The 18,941-nt window shown below is 66.1% G+C and carries 23 protein-coding genes and 1 pseudogene; 12 read left to right on the top strand and 12 right to left on the bottom strand.

Features of this window, described 5'->3' with window-relative positions; genetic code table 11:
• A pseudogene (locus AC1ROX_RS31230) lies at positions 1 to 73 on the bottom strand (hypothetical protein); the annotation flags it as partial.
• A gap of 33 nt (positions 74 to 106) precedes the next feature.
• On the opposite strand from AC1ROX_RS31230, the gene AC1ROX_RS31225 reads away from it, so the two are divergent.
• Genes AC1ROX_RS31225 through AC1ROX_RS31210 form a run of 4 tightly spaced genes read left to right on the top strand, consistent with a single transcriptional unit; the run spans position 107 to position 3,189 of the window.
• The gene (locus tag AC1ROX_RS31225; protein ID WP_493132784.1) at positions 107 to 835 is read left to right on the top strand and encodes a class I SAM-dependent methyltransferase; all 729 of its coding nucleotides are present in this window, start codon (positions 107 to 109) and stop codon (positions 833 to 835) included.
• A complete protein-coding gene (locus tag AC1ROX_RS31220; RefSeq protein WP_493132779.1) occupies positions 832 to 1,263 on the top strand; it encodes an ester cyclase in 432 nt (143 codons plus the stop codon). Before AC1ROX_RS31225 ends, AC1ROX_RS31220 begins: the two co-directional genes overlap by 4 nt.
• A gap of 58 nt (positions 1,264 to 1,321) precedes the next feature.
• Complete coding sequence (locus tag AC1ROX_RS31215) at positions 1,322 to 2,533, top strand: MFS transporter (protein WP_493132777.1); 1,212 nt, start codon at positions 1,322 to 1,324, stop codon at positions 2,531 to 2,533.
• A gap of 23 nt (positions 2,534 to 2,556) precedes the next feature.
• On the top strand, positions 2,557 to 3,189 hold the full coding sequence (locus tag AC1ROX_RS31210) for a hypothetical protein (RefSeq protein WP_493132775.1): 633 nt from the start codon (positions 2,557 to 2,559) through the stop codon (positions 3,187 to 3,189).
• On the opposite strand, the gene AC1ROX_RS31205 is transcribed toward AC1ROX_RS31210, so the two are convergent.
• Positions 3,190 to 3,579 carry a c-type cytochrome gene (locus tag AC1ROX_RS31205; protein WP_493132774.1) on the bottom strand — a complete coding sequence of 130 codons (390 nt, stop codon included), beginning with the start codon at positions 3,577 to 3,579 and terminating at the stop codon, positions 3,190 to 3,192. It abuts the gene before it with no gap.
• A gap of 46 nt (positions 3,580 to 3,625) precedes the next feature.
• On the opposite strand from AC1ROX_RS31205, the gene alkB reads away from it, so the two are divergent.
• On the top strand, positions 3,626 to 4,267 hold the full coding sequence (gene alkB, locus AC1ROX_RS31200; RefSeq protein WP_493132782.1) for a DNA oxidative demethylase AlkB: 642 nt from the start codon (positions 3,626 to 3,628) through the stop codon (positions 4,265 to 4,267).
• A 128-nt stretch (positions 4,268 to 4,395) separates the two neighbouring features.
• On the opposite strand, the gene AC1ROX_RS31195 is transcribed toward alkB, so the two are convergent.
• Genes AC1ROX_RS31195 through AC1ROX_RS31180 form a run of 4 tightly spaced genes read right to left on the bottom strand, consistent with a single transcriptional unit; the run spans position 4,396 to position 7,971 of the window.
• Positions 4,396 to 5,367 (bottom strand): Bug family tripartite tricarboxylate transporter substrate binding protein, encoded by a 972-nt coding sequence (locus AC1ROX_RS31195; protein WP_493132772.1) that lies wholly within the window; start codon positions 5,365 to 5,367, stop codon positions 4,396 to 4,398.
• 31 nt (positions 5,368 to 5,398) lie between these two features.
• Complete coding sequence (locus AC1ROX_RS31190) at positions 5,399 to 5,833, bottom strand: Zn-ribbon domain-containing OB-fold protein (RefSeq protein WP_493132770.1); 435 nt, start codon at positions 5,831 to 5,833, stop codon at positions 5,399 to 5,401.
• Positions 5,830 to 6,990, bottom strand: coding sequence for a thiolase family protein (locus tag AC1ROX_RS31185; protein ID WP_493132768.1), 1,161 nt, complete (start codon positions 6,988 to 6,990; stop codon positions 5,830 to 5,832). Before AC1ROX_RS31185 ends, AC1ROX_RS31190 begins: the two co-directional genes overlap by 4 nt.
• A gap of 48 nt (positions 6,991 to 7,038) precedes the next feature.
• On the bottom strand, positions 7,039 to 7,971 hold the full coding sequence (locus AC1ROX_RS31180) for a Bug family tripartite tricarboxylate transporter substrate binding protein (protein ID WP_493132766.1): 933 nt from the start codon (positions 7,969 to 7,971) through the stop codon (positions 7,039 to 7,041).
• A 150-nt stretch (positions 7,972 to 8,121) separates the two neighbouring features.
• On the opposite strand from AC1ROX_RS31180, the gene AC1ROX_RS31175 reads away from it, so the two are divergent.
• The 4 genes from AC1ROX_RS31175 (at position 8,122) to AC1ROX_RS31160 (ending at position 11,948) form a co-directional block, all read left to right on the top strand.
• Positions 8,122 to 9,363, top strand: coding sequence for an amidohydrolase family protein (locus AC1ROX_RS31175; RefSeq protein WP_493132764.1), 1,242 nt, complete (start codon positions 8,122 to 8,124; stop codon positions 9,361 to 9,363).
• Positions 9,364 to 9,386: 23 nt separating this feature from the next.
• Positions 9,387 to 10,910, top strand: coding sequence for an amidase (locus tag AC1ROX_RS31170; RefSeq protein ID WP_493132763.1), 1,524 nt, complete (start codon positions 9,387 to 9,389; stop codon positions 10,908 to 10,910).
• Between the two features lie 164 nt (positions 10,911 to 11,074).
• Positions 11,075 to 11,389 carry a hypothetical protein gene (locus AC1ROX_RS31165; protein WP_493132761.1) on the top strand — a complete coding sequence of 105 codons (315 nt, stop codon included), beginning with the start codon at positions 11,075 to 11,077 and terminating at the stop codon, positions 11,387 to 11,389.
• 184 nt (positions 11,390 to 11,573) lie between these two features.
• A complete protein-coding gene (locus AC1ROX_RS31160; RefSeq protein ID WP_493132760.1) occupies positions 11,574 to 11,948 on the top strand; it encodes a hypothetical protein in 375 nt (124 codons plus the stop codon).
• 7 nt (positions 11,949 to 11,955) lie between these two features.
• Here AC1ROX_RS31160 and AC1ROX_RS31155 read toward each other — a convergent pair whose 3' ends face one another.
• A complete protein-coding gene (locus AC1ROX_RS31155; RefSeq protein WP_493132758.1) occupies positions 11,956 to 13,092 on the bottom strand; it encodes a CaiB/BaiF CoA transferase family protein in 1,137 nt (378 codons plus the stop codon).
• Between the two features lie 5 nt (positions 13,093 to 13,097).
• Positions 13,098 to 13,490 carry a hypothetical protein gene (locus AC1ROX_RS31150; RefSeq protein WP_493132757.1) on the bottom strand — a complete coding sequence of 131 codons (393 nt, stop codon included), beginning with the start codon at positions 13,488 to 13,490 and terminating at the stop codon, positions 13,098 to 13,100.
• Positions 13,491 to 13,510: 20 nt separating this feature from the next.
• On the opposite strand from AC1ROX_RS31150, the gene prmB reads away from it, so the two are divergent.
• Positions 13,511 to 14,392 (top strand): 50S ribosomal protein L3 N(5)-glutamine methyltransferase, encoded by an 882-nt coding sequence (prmB, locus tag AC1ROX_RS31145; protein WP_493132755.1) that lies wholly within the window; start codon positions 13,511 to 13,513, stop codon positions 14,390 to 14,392.
• Positions 14,393 to 14,485: 93 nt separating this feature from the next.
• Here the strand turns inward: prmB and AC1ROX_RS31140 are convergent, their stop codons facing one another.
• Entirely contained in the window at positions 14,486 to 15,559 is a 1,074-nt protein-coding gene (locus AC1ROX_RS31140) for an ATP-dependent 6-phosphofructokinase (protein ID WP_493132753.1), read from the bottom strand.
• 86 nt (positions 15,560 to 15,645) lie between these two features.
• On the opposite strand from AC1ROX_RS31140, the gene AC1ROX_RS31135 reads away from it, so the two are divergent.
• Both AC1ROX_RS31135 and AC1ROX_RS31130 read left to right on the top strand, forming a co-directional pair.
• Positions 15,646 to 16,155 carry a DinB family protein gene (locus AC1ROX_RS31135; RefSeq protein ID WP_493132751.1) on the top strand — a complete coding sequence of 170 codons (510 nt, stop codon included), beginning with the start codon at positions 15,646 to 15,648 and terminating at the stop codon, positions 16,153 to 16,155.
• Between the two features lie 8 nt (positions 16,156 to 16,163).
• A complete protein-coding gene (locus AC1ROX_RS31130) occupies positions 16,164 to 16,403 on the top strand; it encodes a hypothetical protein (protein ID WP_493132749.1) in 240 nt (79 codons plus the stop codon).
• Here AC1ROX_RS31130 and AC1ROX_RS31125 read toward each other — a convergent pair whose 3' ends face one another.
• From AC1ROX_RS31125 to AC1ROX_RS31115, 3 genes are all read right to left on the bottom strand, one after another.
• Positions 16,404 to 17,981 carry a metallophosphoesterase gene (locus AC1ROX_RS31125; RefSeq protein WP_493132747.1) on the bottom strand — a complete coding sequence of 526 codons (1,578 nt, stop codon included), beginning with the start codon at positions 17,979 to 17,981 and terminating at the stop codon, positions 16,404 to 16,406.
• A 69-nt stretch (positions 17,982 to 18,050) separates the two neighbouring features.
• Positions 18,051 to 18,464, bottom strand: coding sequence for an ester cyclase (locus AC1ROX_RS31120; RefSeq protein WP_493132746.1), 414 nt, complete (start codon positions 18,462 to 18,464; stop codon positions 18,051 to 18,053).
• Between the two features lie 125 nt (positions 18,465 to 18,589).
• Positions 18,590 to 18,886, bottom strand: a complete 297-nt coding sequence (locus tag AC1ROX_RS31115) for a hypothetical protein (RefSeq protein WP_493132744.1) — start codon at positions 18,884 to 18,886, stop codon at positions 18,590 to 18,592.
• Positions 18,887 to 18,941: the final 55 nt, after the last annotated feature.

The raw sequence follows: 18,941 nt of genomic DNA, 5'->3' as shown, positions 1-18,941 counted from the left end.
GGCTGCCGGGATCGCGGGCGACGGCCTTGATCTCGATGATGTTGTCGTAGATCTCGGGCACTTCCTGCGTGAACGGCCAAGGCGGCAGCCGCCGTCAAATAGGATCATGACGCAGAACATCTACGACACCGCCGAATTCTTCGCGGGCTACAGCCGCCTTCGGCGCTCCGTGGAAGGTCTGACGGCTGCGCCGGAATGGCCGACCCTGCAGTCGATGCTTCCCGACCTGCAGGGACTGCGGGTCGTGGACCTCGGATGCGGCTTCGGCTGGTTCTGTCGTTGGGCCGCCGAGATTGGGGCGACTTCCGTGCAAGGCTTCGACGTCTCGGAGAAGATGCTGGGACATGCGCGGGAGATGACCGCCAATCCGGCGATCGTCTATGCTCGCACCGACCTGGAGAAGCTTTCCCTCGCCGAGGGCGCGTTCGATCTCGTCTACAGCTCGCTGGCGCTGCATTACATCGAGAACCTGCGCGGCCTGTTCGAGCAGGTGCACCGAGGCCTCGTGCCCGGCGGCCGCTTCGTCTTCTCGGTCGAGCATCCGCTGTACACGGCGCCCGCCCATCCCGGCTGGACGCGCGATCCGGACGGCCGACTCGCCTGGCCGGTGAACCAATACGACAAGGAAGGCGCACGCTCGACCGACTGGCTGGCCAAGGGCGTGATCAAGCAGCACCGCACGCTGGCCACTTACGTCAACCTGCTGATAGAGGCAGGCTTCACCCTGACCCGTCTGGAAGAGTGGTCCGCGAGCGCAGCCGAGGTCGCGGCCCATTCCGACTGGGCCGGCGCCGACGAGCGTCCCTCGTTCCTCTTAATGGCAGCACACCGATGACAAATCGCGAACAAGCCCGCGCGCTGATCGAGCGCCTGCACGAGATCTGGGGGACCGGCGAACTCGATGCGATCCCGGAAATCTACGCCGCCGACTTCGTCGCCCACATGCCGAAAGGCTGGGGCAAGGGCGAGAGCCGCGACGGGCACGATGGCATAAGCCGCGCCATCGAACGCATCCGCGCCGGCTTTCCCGACTGGCACGAGCATATCGACGACATGGTCATCGATGGCGACAAGGTCGCGGTGCGCTATCATTCGACCGGAACCCATCTCGGCAGCTTCGGCACGCGCGCACCGACCGGCCGCGCGATCAATGTCGACGAGATCTCGATCTTCCGCATCAAGGACGGTCGCGTCGCCGAGCAATGGTGCCTGAACGACGACCTCGCCTTCGATAAGCAGATCGACGGCAAGAGTCTGGATTAGAAACCCTTCGGTCCACACCGAAGGAATGTCCGGCGCGTTCGTGGTAGCAAGCAGGGCCATGGCGTCGAGACTGCCCCTCCTCACCCTGCTGATCGCCGTCACCTGCCTCAGCCAGTTCTATCGCGTGTCGAACAGCGTGATCGCGCCCGAGCTCGTGCGCGACCTCGACCTCAGCGCACGCCAGCTCGGCTGGGCCGGCAGCGCCTTCTTCTTCGCGCTGTTCGCGGTGCAGGTGCCCGTCGGCATGTGGTTCGATCGCTTCGGTGCGCGCCGCACCGTGGCCGCGCTCTCCATCCTTGCGATGCTGGGCTCGATCTGGATCGCGCGCGCCACCGATGCCGCCGACCTCATCGCCGGCCGCACCATCGTGGGCGTGGGCTGCGCCGCCTCGTTCATGTCCGTTGTCTTCCTGTGCTCGCGCTGGTTCGAACAGGCCAAGCTCGCGACCCGGCTTTCCTGGGTATTCGCCGCCTCGAACATCGGCACCCTGGCGGCGGCGACGCCGCTCGCCTGGATCGCCGCCACGGTCGGCTGGCGCACCGGCTTCCTGGGTCTCGCCGCCGTGACGCTGCTGGTGGCGATCGGCTTCATGGTCTTCGTGCGCGATCGGCCGCCGGAATATCGCGGCGCCGAAGCCGCCAAGGAAACGCCGAGACAGATTCTGCGCGGTCTCTGGGAAGTATGGCGCACGCCGGGCCTCGGTCCGGTGCTCTCCATGCACTTCTTCGCCTATGCCACGATGCTGACGGTGCTGGGCGTATGGGGCGGCCCTTATCTCTACGACGTGCACAAGCTCGACGGCGTGGCGCGCGGCAACGTGCTGCTCGCCATGGGCGCGGCGCAGATCCTGGGCATCCTGGCCTACGGGCCGATGGACCGCGTCCTGCGTTCGCGCAAGCGGGTGGTGTTCGGCGGGGCCGCGATCTCCATGGTGATTCTGGCGACCATGGCGGCGCTGCCCAACCCGCCGCTCTGGCTTGCGGTGACGCTGCTCATCGCCTTCTGCTTCTTCTGCGCCTACGGCACGGTGATCGTGGCCCAGGGCCGTGCACTGTTCCCGGACCGGCTTGCGGGGCGCGGCGTCACCACGGTGAACATGGCGCAGTGCCTGGGGCTCGCCGTGCTGCCGGCGATCGGGGGCTACATCGTCGAGGCCTTCGGCGCGGGCGACGTGGCCTATCGCTGGGTGTTCGGCATGCTCGCCGCCGGCATCGTGCTGGGATCCATCGCTTACGTCCGCGCACGCGACAGTTTTACAGCGCGCGGGTAGAGTGGCCTCCCCTGGAGGTCCTCATGGTTGTAGCCTTGCTGCGCGTCACGGCTCTCGTTCTGGCCTTGCTGGGCACGGCCATCGGCGCAGCCGTTGCCCAAGGCCAACCGCAAACCCAGCCCTCCGCACCGCAACGCGTGCCGGCGCCCGATCGCCATCCCGCGACCGGGCTGACCTTTCCGCCGCAAATCGCGGGCGCCACCAAGTACGGTTCGACGGACTACGGCAAGACAGCGGGAAAGCCGGAACTGGGTTATGGGTGGAACTACCGCATCGGCGACCAGCTCATTGCGACGGTCTATGTCTACGACCTCTCCATCCGGTCGATCCCCGACGGCCCGTCGAGCCCCGTCGTGCAGCAGCAGTTCCAGACGTCGCTGCAGGAGATCTACCAGCTCGCGAAATACAATCGCTACGAGGACATCAAGACGGTGAGAGGGCCGACCGACTGCGCGGTCGGCAGCCTCGTCTTCCGCTGCATCACCCTGTCGGCGGTCCGCAGCATCGACAAGAAGCCGATCTATTCGGCGCTGATGCTGACGGGCTACCGCAACAACTTCCTGAAGCTGCGCCTCGACTGGCTGGAAGGCTCGGCCACCAGCCAGTCGATGGTCGACCAGTTCACGCAGGCGCTGGTTGGCGTGATCGCGCGCTGACTACTTCGTCGCTTCCTTGAGATAGGCGACGAGATCGGCGAGCTGGCCGGCATTCTTCACGCCGTTGTAGAGCATCTTGGTGCCCGGCACCTTGCCCTTGGGGTCGCGGCTGTATTCGGCAACCGTCGCATCGTCCCAGACGATGCCCGAATTCTTCATGGCGTCGGAAGACGCATAGCCTCCCTCCGTGCCCGCCTTGCGGCCGAACAGACCGTGCAGGTTGGGGCCGGTCGTACTGGCGCCATCCTTCTCCAGCGTGTGGCAAGACTTGCACTGGGTATTGAAGATTCGTGCCCCGCGCGAAGCCTCTCCTGATTGTGCGGCGGCGGGGCCGGCCGCAGTCGCCATGCCGGCGACGATCACAGCGGCGGCAGTGATCCAATTGTTCATCACGCTACTCCTGATGTTCCGGCAGAGGATGCCCTATATCTGTTGGATGTTACTGAGCCTGTTCGACGCAGATGGCGGAACGGAGGCGCTGGGGCCCGGCGCTGCAGTATTTCGACGATTCTCAAAAAAGCGTGATGTCGCACTGCTGGCGGCGATCGAGGCGATCTCTGACCAGGCACCGTTCCGGAACATGGTCACGCCCGGCGGCTTCGAGATGTCGGTGGCGATGACCAATTGCGGCACCGCCGGCTGGGTCACCGACCGCTCGGGCTACCGCTACCAGGCACACGACCCACAAAGCGGCGCGCCGTGGCCTGCGATGCCATCCGAATTTCTCGCACTGGCCGATGAAGCCGCGACCGCGGCCGGCTTCGCGAACTTCGTGCCCGATGCCTGTCTGATCAATCGCTACGAGCCCGGCACGAAACTGTCGCTGCACCAGGACAAGGACGAGGCCAGTTACGCGCATCCCATCGTATCCGTGTCACTCGGCCTGCCCGCCACCTTCCAGTTCGGCGGCCCCAAGCGCAGCGATCCGGTGCGCCGCGTAGCGCTGGAGCATGGCGATGTCGTCGTGTGGGGCGGCCCGTCACGCCTGTTCCATCACGGCGTCCTCACCTTGAAAAACGGCGAGCATCCGTTGACCGGAGCCCGCCGTTTCAATCTCACGCTGCGCAAGGCGCTTTAGTTACTTCCGTCATCCTGAGCGAAGCCACCCGAAGGGTGACGCAGTCGAAGGATCTCTTTTCCAGCGCACAGCGTGTCGAAGCGAAAAAAGGTCCCTCGACTTCGCTTCGCTCCGCTCGGGACGACGGTTTATTCCGGCTTGATGTTCTGTTCCTTGATCAGCGTCGTCCAGCGCTTCTCTTCCTTGGCGAGGAAGGTCTTGAACTCGGCCGGTGTCGAGGACCGGATCTCGACTCCCTGGACCTTGAAGCGCTCGATCACTTCCGGATCGGCGGCGATCTTAGCGATCGCCTTCTGCAGCTTGTCGACGATCGCCACCGGCGTGCCGGCCGGCACCACCATGCCCTGCCAGAACACCGCCTCGAAGTCGGGCAGCCCGGCCGATTCGACGACGGTCGGGATGTCGGGGAAGGCGGGCGAGCGCTTGAGGCTCGAAATGGCGATGGCCCTGGTGCGGCCCGTCGCCAGCACCGGCTTGGCCTCGAGGGCCGCGGAGAACATCATCTGCGCCTGGCCCGAGGCTACGTCCTGGCCGGCCTGCGCGCCGCCCTTGTAAGGGACGTGCGTGATGTTGAGCCCGGCCTGCGCCTTCAGCAGCTCAGCCGCGAGATGGTTGGTGGCGCCGATGCCCGAGCTCGCGATGTTGAACTTGCCGGGGTTGGCTTTCACATAGGCAATCAGCTCGGCCATGTTCTTGGCCGGGAACTCCGAATTCACGTGCAGGATGAAGGGCGTGAACGACATCAGCGACACGAGCTCGAAGCTCTTGTTCGGGTCGTACTGGACCTGGCCGGTGAGAGTAGGATTGATCACCAGCGACGTGCCGGCGGCGTAGATCGTGTAGCCGTCGGGCGCGGCTTTGGCGACGAAGTTGGAGGCCACGGTGGTGGCCGCGCCGGCGCGGTTGTCGACGATCACCGGCTTGCCGAGCTCGGTCGAGAGCTTCTCGGCATAGACGCGGGCCACGGCGTCGTTCACGCCACCCGGCGGATAGGGCACGACCATCGAGATCGGCTTCTGCGGCCAGTCGGTCTGGGCCGAGGCGGCAAGCGGCAGCAGCAGCGCGGCCAGGGCCGACGCCACGAACACGGAACGCTTCATTTTCTTCCTCCCAGGATTTTCTCTGTTTTATCTATTCGGCAACGAAGACGGGCAGCGTCACCTCCTTGTTGACCGGCTCGAAACCGAGCTTCACACGCTTACCGATCTTGAGATCGGCCTCGGGAACGCCGTGCAGCTGCGCGTTCACGCGCACGCCGGCATCCATGTCGACCAGCGCCACGATGTAGGGCGCCGATGCCTTGAAGAAGAAGTTGAACGGATGGTGGCACACCGTCCAGGCATGGAGGCTGCCGCCGAGCGGCGCCTCCTTGAACTCGCTCTCCATCGAGAAGCAGTGCGGGCAGACCGGCCGCGGATAGTGCCGGACCTTGCCGCAGGACGAGCAGTGCTGCAGCAGGAAGCGGCTCTCGCGCATACCGTCCCAGAAAGGCTGGCTCTCGCGCGTCGGTGTCGGTAGCGGACGTTCCGGGACGGGGGCGGGTGCCGGTGTGGGAGCCTGGCTCATGCCGCCCTCCTCAGGATCGCGATGGACCCGTCGCCCATGTCGCCATAGCCGGTGACGAGGCCGAGCTCGGCATCCTTCACCTGCGCCTTGCCGGCCTCGCGGCGAAGCTGGCGCGTCAGCTCGATCACATGGTTGAGGCCGACCACATGGCCCTGGCTCAACAGCCCGCCATGGGTGTTGATCGGCAGCTCGCCGCCCAACGCGATGCGGCCGTCCATCACGAACGGGCCGCCTTCGCCGGTCTTGCAGAAGCCCAGGATCTCGAGCTGGCGAATCACCGTGAAGGTGAAGCAGTCGTAGATCTCGGCCACGTCCATATCCTTCGGCCCGACGCCCGCCATGGCGAAGGCGCGCGGCGCGGACTTCACGAGACCGAACTCCAGCAGGTCCAGCCGCTGCGCGATCGACGCCGGCGACTCGGGGTGCCCCTCGGCCACGCCGGCAATGGTGACCAGCGGCTTCCTGAGGTCCTTCGCGCGTTCCGTGGCGCTCACGATCACCGCGGCGCCACCGTCGCTCTCCAGGCTGCAATCGAACAGCCGGAACGGATCGGAGATCATGCGCGAGGCCTGGTGATCCTCGACCGTGAGCGGCTTGTTCATCACCACGTTGCCGTTGAGGATCGCGTGCTGGCGCGTGACGACGGCGACTTCGGCGAACTGCCGCGATGTCGTGCCGTAGAGTTCCATGTGGCGGCGCGCGCCCTGGGCGTAGAGCTGGGCCGGCGCGAACATGCCGATGGGAAGCTCGAACTCGGCGGCCTGCGCGAATACCGGGAATTGCTGCAGGCGCGTCGAGACGCGCGAGCCGGAGTAACCCGTGCGGCCGACCGAGATCAGCACGTGCTTGCAGACGCCGGTCGTCACCGCCATCGCCGCCATCTGGATGGCCGCCGTGCAGGTGGCACCACCCATCGGGATGAAGGCCGAGAGGGCGAGATCCTTCAGGCCGAGATTGGCAATGAAGTCCTCGGCGATGGCGCCGCCCGGAAAGTACGGGATGACGCCATCGATGTCGCGCGGATCGATCCCGGCATCGTCGATTGCCTTGAGACTGGCCTCGAGTTGCAGCGCGAGCCCGCTCTCGGACGTGCCGCGCGTATACGCAGTCTCGCCAATGCCGCTCACCGCCGCCTTGTCGCGAAGCGGATGCACCATCTTGATTTCCTCCGGCGCGCATTGTGCCGGAAGCGGTGCCTCACGCAATCAGTCCGCGCGGATATTTCCTTCCTTGATCACCTCGCGCCAGCGCGGCAACTCCTTGGCGATCAGCGCGGTGTAGCCCTGCGAGCCCAATGTGCCGGGCCGGATGCCGAGCTTGTCGAACCGCTCCTTGATCTCGGCGCTCTGCAGGGCGGCGGCGATTTCCACCTCCCACCGCTTGGCGATCTCGGGCGGGATCCCGGCCGGCGCGGAAAAGCCGAACCAGTTGGTCGCCACGACCTCGGGGAATCCCGCCTCGCGGAAGGTCGGCACGTCCGGCAGGGTCGGCGCGCGCTCGTCCTCGCTGACCGCCAGCGGCTTCATGCGCTTGGAAGCGAAGTAGCCGCTCGCGGTGGGCAGGCTCTCCATCAGCGCAGTGATCTGGCCGCCCATCAGGTCGTTCATCGCCGGCGCCGAGCCACGATAGGGAATGTGCGTGAGCTGCACCTTGGTCGAGAGCGCCAGAAGCTGACCCACGAGATGGTTCATCGTGCCGTTGCCGCCCGAACCGTAGGTGACTTCGCCCGGCTTGGCGCGGGCCATGTCGATCAGCTCCTTCACTGAAGTAATGGGCGAGGTGCCGTTGACCGCCAGCACGGTCGGGAAGGTGCCCACCAGATGGATGTGCGTGAAGTCGGCCAGCGGATCGTAGGGCACGTCCTTGTAGAGGACGGGACCGATGCCGTGCGAGGCGGCGCTGGAGATCATCACGATATGTGCATCGCCGCGCGCCTTGGCCACGATATCCGCACCCAGCATGCCGCCGGCGCCGGGCTTGTTCTCGACGATGATCGGCTGGCCGAGCTTGGTGCCGAAATACTCGGCGAGAGCACGCGACATGATGTCGGCCGCGCCCGCCGGCGGGAAGTTGACGATCCAGCGAATGGGCTTGGTCGGCCAGGCGGCGGTCCCTGTTGCGGTTTGGCCCGCGGCCATGCTCGGAGAAATGGCGGCAGCAGTGCCGGCAAGCAGAAGATGACGTCGAGAGAGCATGGTTCTTGCTGAGCCTCCGGGGCCGTCGGGCTGTTAATGGACGACGGCATGGTGCAACATGCGTGCCGGCCGCCGCCGGCAACTGGAGTGATGATGGATTTCGACCTTGTCTTGCGCGATGTGCGGCTCGCCGACAGTACGCCCGATCAACCGACCACCGATATCGGGGTGAACCAGGGCCGCATCGCCGCCATCGCTCCGAAGCTGGGCGGCAGCGCCAGGGAAGAATACAAGGGTGGCGGTCGCCTGGTCTGCTCGGGCTTCGTCGATACCCATATCCATCTCGACAAGGCCTGCATCCTCGGCCGCTGCGAGCACAATACCAAACGCATGCCGCACCTCGCGATGGAGCGCGTGTCGGCGGTCAAGCACACGATGACGGTCGAGGACGTGTTCGAGCGCGCCTCGGCGACCATCGAGAAATGCATCAGCCACGGCGCCACCCGCATGCGCCCCCATTGCGAGGTCGATCCCAAGATCGGGATGCGCGGCTTCGAGGGCGTGAAGGCACTGGTCGACAAGTACAAGTGGGCGATCGACATCGAGCTCTGCGTCATGCCGCAGGAGGGCCTGACCAACAACCCCGGCACCGACGAGTTGATGGTCGAGGCGCTCAGGAACGGCGCGCGGGTCGTCGGCGCGGCGCCCAGCTACGACAGCGACAGCGCGGCCCAGATTCATCGCGTCTTCGAGCTGGCGCGCGAGTTCGATGCCGACATCGACATGCATGTCGACAGCGGCCCCACCGCCGAGCATCTCGACACCTTGCTGGTCTGTGATCTTGCCGAGAAATACCAATGGGGTGGCCGGGTTGCCGTCGGCCATGTCGGCAAGCTCGCGACCATGCCGTTCAAGGACCTCGACAAGGTGGCGAAGCGCATGGCCGATACCGGTGTCGCCGCGACGGTCCTGACCGCGACCGACCTCTATCTCGGCGGCCGTCACACCGATCACAACGTGCCGCGCAACGTGCTCGACCTGAACTTCCTCACAGAGCGTGGCGTCACCTGCTCGGTCGCCTCCAACAACATCCTCAATCCGTTCACGCCCTTCGGCGACGGCCAGCTGCTGCGCCAGGTCAACATGCACGCCATCGTCACCCAGCGCGCCAACGACGACGAGGTGAAGGCGCTCTGGGACATGACGACGAAGACGGCCGCCAAGCTGATGCGCAAGAACGATTACGGCATCGCCGTCGGCGGGCCGGCCGATCTCGTCGTTCTCGACGCACCGGATTCGGTCATGGCGCTGCGAACCATCGCGCCGGTCCTCGCCGCCTACAAGAACGGCCGCCGCACCGTGACGCGCGAGCCCGTCCAGCTGCACCGGCCGTAATCAAGATCAAGGAAGAGGAAAGAATGTCCAAAGAAGAACTCGTCACCCTGTCGTCGGTCGAGCTGCGCCGCCGCATCGGCACCAAGGAAATCTCGCCGGTCGAGCTGCTCGACGCCTGCCTCGAACGCATCGAGGAGGTGAACCCCGCCGTCAACGCGGTGACCGCGATGTGCGTCGACCGCGCCCGCAAGGAAGCCAAGGCCGCCGAAGCCGCGGTGCGCCGCGGTGAGGACCTGCCGCTGCTGCACGGCCTGCCGACCGGCATCAAGGACCTCGAGGAAACCAAGGACCTCCTCACCACCTACGGCTCACCGCTCTACCGCGACTACGTGCCGGGCTACGACAATGTCATGGTGGGCCGCGTGCGCGCTGCCGGCGCCATCGTCGTCGGCAAGACCAACGTGCCGGAATTCGGCGCCGGCTCGAACAGCCGCAACCCGGTCTGGGGTGCGACGGGCAATCCCTTCAACCCGATGCTCAATGCCGGCGGCTCGTCGGGCGGGTCGGCGGCGGCGCTGGCCACCGACATGCTGCCGGTCTGCACCGGCTCGGACACCGGCGGCAGCCTGCGCAATCCCGCCGCCTTCTGCGGCGTCGTGGGCTTCCGCCCCTCGCCCGGCATGGTCGCGGTCGAGCGCCGCGCCATGGGCTGGACGCCGATCTCGGTGCTAGGTCCGATGGGCCGCAACGTCGCCGACGTCTGCCTGCTGTTCGCCACCCAGATCGGCCAGCACGACAGCGATCCGCTCTCCTTCCCGCTGGAGCCGGAAGCCTATGCCGATCCGTGGCCGGTCGATCTCGGCAGTCTCCGCGTTGCCTACACCGAGGATTTCGGCGGCGCGCCGGTCGAGAAGTCGATCCGCCAGACCTTCCGCGAGAAGATCAAGGCGATGAAGCCGATGTTCCGCAGCCTCGACAAGGTGGATGTCGATTACGGCGGAGCCGACCGCTGCTTCGACGTGATCCGCGCCGTGAGCTTCCTGTCGCGCTACCAGGACGCCTACACCAACAAGCGCGAGATGCTGGGCCCGAACATCATCGCCAACTACGAGCTGGGCGCGAAGCTGTCGCTGGCCGACTTCGCCTGGGCGCATGGCGAGCAGACGCGGATCTTCCGGGCCTTCCAGGAGATCTACAAGGACTATGACCTGGTGATCGGACCGACCGTCGGCTTCTCGCCCTTCCCGTGGAAGCAGCTCTACATCGAGGAAATGGACGGCAAGAAGCTCGGCACCTACTACCACTGGATGGCGACGAAGTACTTCGTCACCCTGACCACGAACCCCGCCGTTTCGCTGCCCTGCGGCCTCGACGACAAGAAGATGCCGTTTGGCCTGCAGGTCATCGGCCGCTTCCGCGGCGACGGCGAGGTGCTGGGCGCTGCCCATGCCATGGAGCAGGCGTTCAAGACCAACCCGGTTCTCGCCCGGCCGCTGCCCAACATCGCCAAGCTGCGCAAGCCGGTGCCGGCGCTGAAGTCGATCGTCACCCATCCGCCGAAGCTCAATGCCAAGGTGGCGCGCGGCCCGGCGCCGGGAGCGCTTTAAGCGAAAAGAGGCCGGCAACGCCCGGCAGCCCTCATCGGTTGCCGGGCGTTCGTCTTTACAAAACTTCAACTTTTCGCCCGAGCGATGCCACTTCGGGCGACGTACCTCGTTCTAGAGGGATGTCCCAGTCGCGAGACAGGGTTCGACCCCAAACGGAGGTAGCGATGAACAAGCTCAAGTTCGTGATGGCGGCGGGCCTGCTGGCCGCGACCGCAGCCTGTACCCAGACCGGCTACGACAATTCGTATGCCTACAACAGCGGCTACAACACCCGGCCGGCCTACAACAACGGCTACTACGCCGCCCAGCCGGCACCGCCCGCCTACGCCTACAACAACAACAGCGGTTACCGGAACAACTACAACAACAGCTCCTATAACCGGCGCGGTCCGAATGGCGACTACGATCGCGACGGCGTTCCCAACCGCCGCGACATCGACGCCAACGGCGATCACATTCCCGACGCCTTCCAGCGCTAGCTGAAGTCGCAGTGACCCGCTCGACGGCTCCCGGAGAAATCCGGGAGCCGTTTTCGTGTCCGGTCACCAGTCGATCACGGCTCGCCTTCAACTCATCTTGTTTGCGCCCGCGCGGCGCCACCGTCGCTCACGAATCTTCTCTCGTGGGAATGTCCGGCATGGACTTCCCGAGTGGAGGGAACAGATGCGCTGCGTCAGTTGGCTCGCCGCCGCGGGCCTTGTGATGGTGACGGCGGGGTGCGTTGAACAGTCAGGCTATCCGACGACCTACGGCTACAACCCCGGCTACGGTTCGTCGAACTACGGTTACTCAGGCTACTCCAACAATTATGTCAGCCAGCCGAGCTACTACCGCCCGGCCCCGACCTACTACGCACCACCGCCGCCGCCCCGGCCGCAGGTGATCACTCAGACGCGCTACGTGCCGGTGCCGGTTTCGCCGCCTCGACCCTCGTACCAGCGGTCGAGGGACAGCGATCGGGACGGCATCCCCGACCGCTACGACCGCGACAAGAACGGCGACGGTGTCGCCGACAGGTACCAGCGCTCCCGCTGGTAACCTCTGTCTAACGGCCTTTGCCGCGGATTTCCGCGTCATGCTGGCCAAGCGTCGGCGCCGGACGGCGGACACCGCCCGGCGTCGCCGACAGCTTGAGCGGCACGCCCAGCGTCTTCTGCTTGCCCGCCTTGGCATGCTCGACCTCGGCCACCATGCCGCGCGCCAGGATCTGCGGATCGGCGAAGACCTCGTCATGGTGCAGGACCGGGCCTGCCGGGATGCCCGCGGCCTCGAATTCCGCCAGCCACTCCTCGTTGCTCTTCTTGATCAGCTCGGCCTGCAGGATCTCGACGATCGCGGCGTTGTTCTTCACCCGCAGCGCGTTGGCCTTGAAGCGCGGATCGTCGACCAGCTCCGGCTTGCCGATCATCTCGCAGGTCTTCTTGAAGAAGTTCTGCTGGGCCGCACCGATGGTGATCCAGCCATCCTTCGTCTGGAACACCTGGTAGGGCGAGGAGCCGCGATGGCCCTGGCCGAGCTTCTCCGGCCGCACACCGGTCGCGAAGTAGTTGGCCGCCTCGTAGACGCCCAGCGACACGGTGGCCTCGAGCAGCGAGGTCTCTACCCATTGGCCTTCCCCCGTCTTATGCCTTGCCTGCAGCGCCGACAGGATTCCAATGGTGAGGTAGAGGCCGGCGCCCACGTCCGAGATGGCCAGCGGAATGCGATACGGCGGGCCGTCCTTCGGCCCGGTCACCGACATCAGGCCGGACATGGCCTGGATCACCAGGTCGAAGCCGCCGCGGCCGGCATAGGGCCCGGTCTGGCCGAAGCCCGAGATCGATCCGAGCACCAGCCGCTTGTTGCGCGCGTGCAGCGCCTCCCAGCCGAGGCCCAATCGCTTCATCACGCCGGGGCGGAAATTCTCCAGCACCACGTCGGCACCGTCGACCAGCTCCCAGAAGACCTTGAGGTCGTCCTCGTTCTTGAGGTCGAGCTTGAGGCCACGCTTGTTCCGGTTCCACAGCATGAAGGGCGCAGACTCGCCTTCGAGGAACGGCGGTGCGCCGCGCATCGAATCGCCCTGGGGGCTCTCGATCTTGATGACGTCGGCGCCCATGTCGGCGAGCTGCATGCCGCAGAAGGGGCCGGAGAGATGGGTCGTGAGGTCGAGGACGACCAGACCGTCGAGAGCGCCTGCCATGATTTCTATCCCAGAAGTTTGCGAAGCTCGTCGAGCGTGTTGGCCCATTTGCTGACGCCGAGATGGTTCGAGACGATGCGTCCGGCCTGCACGACCAGGAAGCGCGGGGCGCCGCTCTTGCGCGGGATTTGGGCGAGGATGGGCGCGAGATCGCCCGGCCAGTATCGTTCCTGGTAGGCCTCGCGGAAGCGCGCCGCCTCGACCTCTTCCCAAACGACCTGGCGAAATTCCGGCGAAGCGATCCAGGCTTCGAGATGCTCGCGCTTCCAGCGCACACAGGGCGGACAGTCCGGGCCGCCGACCAGGATCATCTTGATCTCTGCCGGGATTGCCTGCACCGGAGCGGCGGCAGCGGCCGTGGCGGCAAGTCCCGCGAAAAGAAGCGCGCGGCGATTCATATCCGGTAATGTAGGCCGGCATGGCACGCGCGACCAAACCCTCTCTCGTCACCCTGGGTGATTTCTTCCACTTTGCCGTCGCGCGTTTTCGCGCCGCGAGGCTGGCTTACGGCCATGGCACGACCAACGCCGTCGACGAGGCGGCCTTCATGGTCCTCGAGGCGCTGCGCCTGCCGATCCACCGGATCGATCCGTGGCTCGACCTGGTGCCGACGGAAGCGGAGAAGGCACGGCTCGTCACCTTGATCGAGGCGCGGATCGCGCTGCGCATGCCGGCGCCCTACCTGCTGGAAGCCGCCTACATGCAGGGCGTGCGCTTCCACATCGACCGCCGCGCACTGATCCCGCGATCCTTCATCGGCGATCTTCTGGCGGGCGGCGCTCTGCCCACCGCCAAGCCGCGGCGCATCCTCGATCTCTGCTGCGGCTCGGGCTGCCTTGCGATCTTGGCGGCGCTTGCCTTCCCCCGCGCGAAGATCGATGCCGTCGATCTCTCGGCCGGCGCGCTGGCGCTGGCGCGGCGCAACGTGGCGACACATCGCCTCGGAGATCGCATCTCGCTCCATCGCGGCGACCTCTTCAAGCCGCTGCAGGGCCAGCGCTACGACCTGATCATCAGCAACCCGCCCTATGTCGATGCCGGCGGCATGGCCAAGTTACCGCCCGAGTTCTGTCACGAGCCGCGCCTGGCGCTGGCGGCCGGCGACGACGGGCTCGACCTCGTGCACCGCATCCTGGCCGACGCGCCGAAGCACCTGACCAAGAGCGGCGGCCTCGTCTGCGAGATCGGCCGCGGCCGTGGCCCGCTCGAAGCCGCCTATCCCCGCCTGCCCTTCATCTGGCTCGACACCGAACTCAGCGAGGGCGAGGTCTTCTGGCTGTCGCGCAGCGATCTGGCATAGGCCGCCGCCCTATCATTGGAGCGCGCCACTCCAGTGGCGCTCAATACCCTGTCTGTCGACCGAACTTGAGCGCAACTGGAGTTGCGCGCTCCATTACGCAGAATCTCCCAAGCAGATCCCCAGCGCGCGGGCGGTGCAGATCAGTGTGCCGTCGGGATCGACGGTGCGCGATTTGCCGACGACCTTCGATAGCGGCACGTCGATGACTTGGCGGTTCCACCAGGCCACCATGCAGTCGGCCTTGCCTTCGGCCAGCAGGTCGACGGCGCGGACGCCGAGCGCCGAGGCGAGCAGCCGGTCTTCCGCGGTCGGCATGGCGCCGCGCTGGACGTGGCCCAGTACCGTGGCGCGCGCTTCCGCGCCGGTGGCCTTGGCGAGACGCTTGGCCAGCCATTCGCCGACGCCATGATCGGGCGCATCGGCCGAGGGATCGGCTGCCTCGTCCGACTGGCCGGCGGCTTCCGCCACGACGACCAGTGCGGAGGTTCGTCCGACCGCCCGCAGGCCGGCGATGTGCTCGACGACATGCTCCAGCTTCCAGCGCACTTCGGGGATGAGCACGACATCGGCGCCGCCGGCGATGGCCGCGGCAATCGCGATGTGACCGGCATCGCGGCCCATCACCTCCAGCACCATCGTGCGTTCGTGGCTGGTGCCGGTCGGCTGCAGCCGGTCGAGCGCCTCGGTCGCGATGGCGACGGCGGTCGAGTAGCCGACGGCGCGCTCGGTGTGGCCGACATCGTTGTCGATGGTCTTGGGGATACCGACGAAGGGAATGCCCGACGGCGCCAGCAGCTTGCGCAGGATGGCGAGGCTGCCGTCGCCGCCGACACCGATCAGCCCGTCGAGGCCGAGCTGCTTCAACCCTTCGACCATCTCTCCGGACCGATCCTTGCGGCTGCCGTCGGGCATCGGGAAGGCGAACGGATCGCCGCGATTGGTGCTGCCGAGGAACGTACCGCCCTGGCGCGCCAGCGCAGCACTCAGCCGATCGGGATCGAGCGTCACGGCTTCCACGGGGCGTTCGAGCAGACCCAGGGTGCCGTAGCGCAGGCCGACCGTCGTCCAGCCATGGCCATGATGTGCGCGCAACGCGACGGCGCGGATCGTGGCGTTGAGGCCGGCGCAATCGCCGCCGCTGGTGAGGATGCCGATTCGTTTCGTCATCTGGCTACTCCGAATTCCCGAGGGGACGACAGGTTGAAAGAGCCGATCAATCTTGAAAGCAGGACAGACCGGCGCAGAATCAAGGCATGAAGAAGCACTACCACACCTTCGCGGGCTACAATGAATGGGCAAACCGCCGGCTCTACGACGCTGCGGCAAAGCTCGACGACGCAGACTATCGCGCCGACCGCGGCGCCTTCTTCAAGTCGATGCACGGCACGCTCAATCATCTGCTGGCAACCGATCGCATCTGGATGAAACGCTTCACCGGCGAAGGCGATGCGCCGGAACGGCTCGACGCGATCGTGCATGAAAACTTCCCCGAGCTGCGCGTCGCCCGCGAAGCGGAAGACCGCCGCATCGTCGCCTGGATCGACAGTCTCGACGAGACGCGGCTGGCCGGCGTCATCCGCTATCGCCGCGTCTCGACGCCCGACGAATTCGTGCAGGAGCTGATGCCGGCGCTGGACCACTGGTTCAACCACCAGACCCATCATCGCGGTCACGCACATATGATCCTGACCAACCTTGGCAAGGTTGCGCCGGAACTCGACCTGCTCTTCTATCAACGCGAAGTCGCTGCCGGCCGCGCGTGAGGAATCCCATGATTTCCAGACTTGCCGCTTTCTCCCTCGCCACTGCCTTCAGTTTGGCGCTGGCCGCCTGCGCAAGCCCGCAACAGTCCGCGGACGACAGGATGAAGCCGGTGGCCGGGGGCAGCTATGCGGTGCCCAACACGCTGCTGCTCTATCAATATTCCGGCGGCACGACGCGGCCGATCGCGAATTCGCCGCTCGGCGTCGTCGATGGCTGTCGTCGCCAGACCGGCTTCGACTGCCCCTGATTACTGGAGTTCGCAGACCGAGCGCTTGCTGCCGGGCCCCGGCCAGCGCGAATCGCAGACTGCCAAAGTCTCGCCTTCGGTGCCGTAGAGCACACTGGTCCATGTGCCGTCGTCCACCGGCCGCACGATCATCGCCGCGAAATCGCTGAGGCCGACGACATAGGCCGGGGCCCTGTCGAGCCCCTCGACGCGCACCGGCGCCTTGGGATTGTCCGGCGAGGGCGGCGGCTGCACGTTGGACAGTTCCATGCCGCCGGTGCCGACCGCGAGATGCGGCGGGTGCGGCCCCGCGAAGCCGATCGCCTGGAAGCGATGCATGTGGCCGGCGATGACAGCGGTGACGTGAGGCGGCAGGCCGCGGCCGAACACGCGGTTGATCGCCTCGCGCTGCGTCTCGTTGATGAAGCCGTAGGGTGTGAGGCCGACCGGGCCGCCCTTGTCGCGCTTCACCACCGCCCAGACCGGCCGGTGCGTCACCACCCAGGTCGGAGTCGGTCCCTCGTCCAGCATCCTCTGCACTTCGCGATACTGCGTGATGAAGGTCTCGAGATTGTAGAGCACCGCGTCGGCGGCATTCGCCGAATCGACGGCGATGATGTTCAGCTTGCCGAGCTTCAGCCGGAACGGCGCGTTGGTGAGGATCGGGAAAGACAGGCCGGAAAAGGGCTGCGCCGGCGGCTTGGGCCAGGCGCCGGGCCGCCAATCCGCCGGAAGCTGCGGCGGACATTCCTTCTGGTGATGCCCGGGCCCGAGCAGGGTCGAGCCGGCATCGAGCAGGTAGAACCAGCCGGGTCCGCCGCGGCTGCAGAGTTCGTGGTTGCCGCGGCTCAGCAGCCAGGGCGCGGCGACCAGCAGCTTGGCGGCCGGCCGGAAGAAATCGTCGCGCCAGTTGGTCCATTTGTCGGGGTTCGGGCTGCCCTCGATGTTCTGGCTCCAATAGGCCGCGCCGATCGGCAGGCTGGCGATGTCCTCGTCGTCGAGGTCGCCGGTGTCGTAGACATTGACGCTGAGCGGCGCGGTGTAACCCGTGAGGCTCGGCGGCAGGACGAGGCCGCGCTCGGTGCCGCGATAATTGTAGTCGCCGACATGGACGATCAGGTCGGGGCGCTTGTCGGCCTCCTCCTCCGACAGCACGCCGAAAGGCCAGACCTTGGCGAAGCCGTCGCCGCCGCAATATTGCGGCTTGTCGAGCGCCTCGCCGCGGCAGCCGCTGTCGCCGATCAGCACGACGCGGCGCGGCGTGCCGAGCGAGACGGTCGGCAGGTCGATGCGGCGATCGCCCAGGAAGACGCTGGCCGCCTCGCCCACCGGATAGCGCGCCTCGCAGACCGTCACGGCGTCGAACTGGCCGCCCGGCGGCCGGCGGCGCGGCGTCATTGTTGTCGAGACACCACCCACCGTGGAGCGCAGGACCGGACAGGCCGGCGCGCGCTCGGCGACGCTGCGCACCATCGGCACGGGCTGGCCGTCACTCCCCTCCGCCAGCATCACGAAGGCGAAGAAGTCCCGCGACGCGGTCTGGGCCTGCGCGCCGAGGCTGGCGAGCAGAAAAGCGAAAACGGTGCAGACGATACGCATTGGCGACGAACTCCGGAGGAGTCCGTTGTATCCACGGAATCGGCTCCCTCAACCCAAATCCGCTCGCCGTCAGGCCCAGCCGAGTTCCTTCAAAGCCCAGCCCGAATTCCAGATCTTGGTCATGTGGCGGATCTTGTCGCCCTCGAAATCCATCGCGTAGACATAGTCGGTGCTGGTGCTCTTGCCGGTCGGCGGCGGCCCGCCCTCGCCGGTATGCGTGGCCTTGAAGACCGCATAGGCGGTGACGTTGTTGCGCGCGCTGTCGGTCGCGAAGGATTTCAGTTCGTACCGGCCATCGGGCATCATCTTGATCATGCTCTGCATCCAGTCGGCGTATTGCGCGAGCGTCCTGACGTCGGCCAGCGGTTCGGCCTGGCTGGAAAACGAAGCCTCCGGCGCACAATGGGACTTGCAGGCGTCCCACCCCTTGCCCGCTTCGCAGGCCTCGAAGAACTTCATCGCAACATCAGCAATCGATGCCATGGCCATCCTCCCAGCAGTTATGACGTCCCCGCATTTCGGGGAGTGAATACAGCGCGACCGGGACGCCGAAAGACATCCCAGGCCGTTTGTGCCGAAAAGGAAAGCCCCTCTTTGGAGGTAAGGGTTCAGGCAACGAGAGCCGCGGTGTTCTGCACGTCAGCCGCGGAAGCTGGAGTGGCGGCCAACAGCCGTATCTGCCGTTGAAGCTCGGACTGATAGTCCGACGAGAACTGCGAGACCCAGTCCAGCTGCACCTTCTGGAAATCCGTGGGACTCCGCGCCTTCATCGCATCCATGCAGCACTGCAGGTTTCGCTCCAGTCGCAGGAAGGCGAACTGTGCGGCTCCGCGCTGCCATTCGGCAAACGGATCGACTGAAGACAGGCCGGTTTCCGAAGAAGTGGACGGTGATGTTGCGGACATCGTGACCTCCTTGCTTGCGGGGTTTGACGGCATGCGGCCGTCGCCAAAAACCTTG

The organism is Reyranella sp. GW821-FHT14A01 (genome assembly GCF_058803965.1).
Note: the sequence above shows the minus strand (reverse complement) of the source record. Positions and strands in the feature narration are given on the sequence as shown.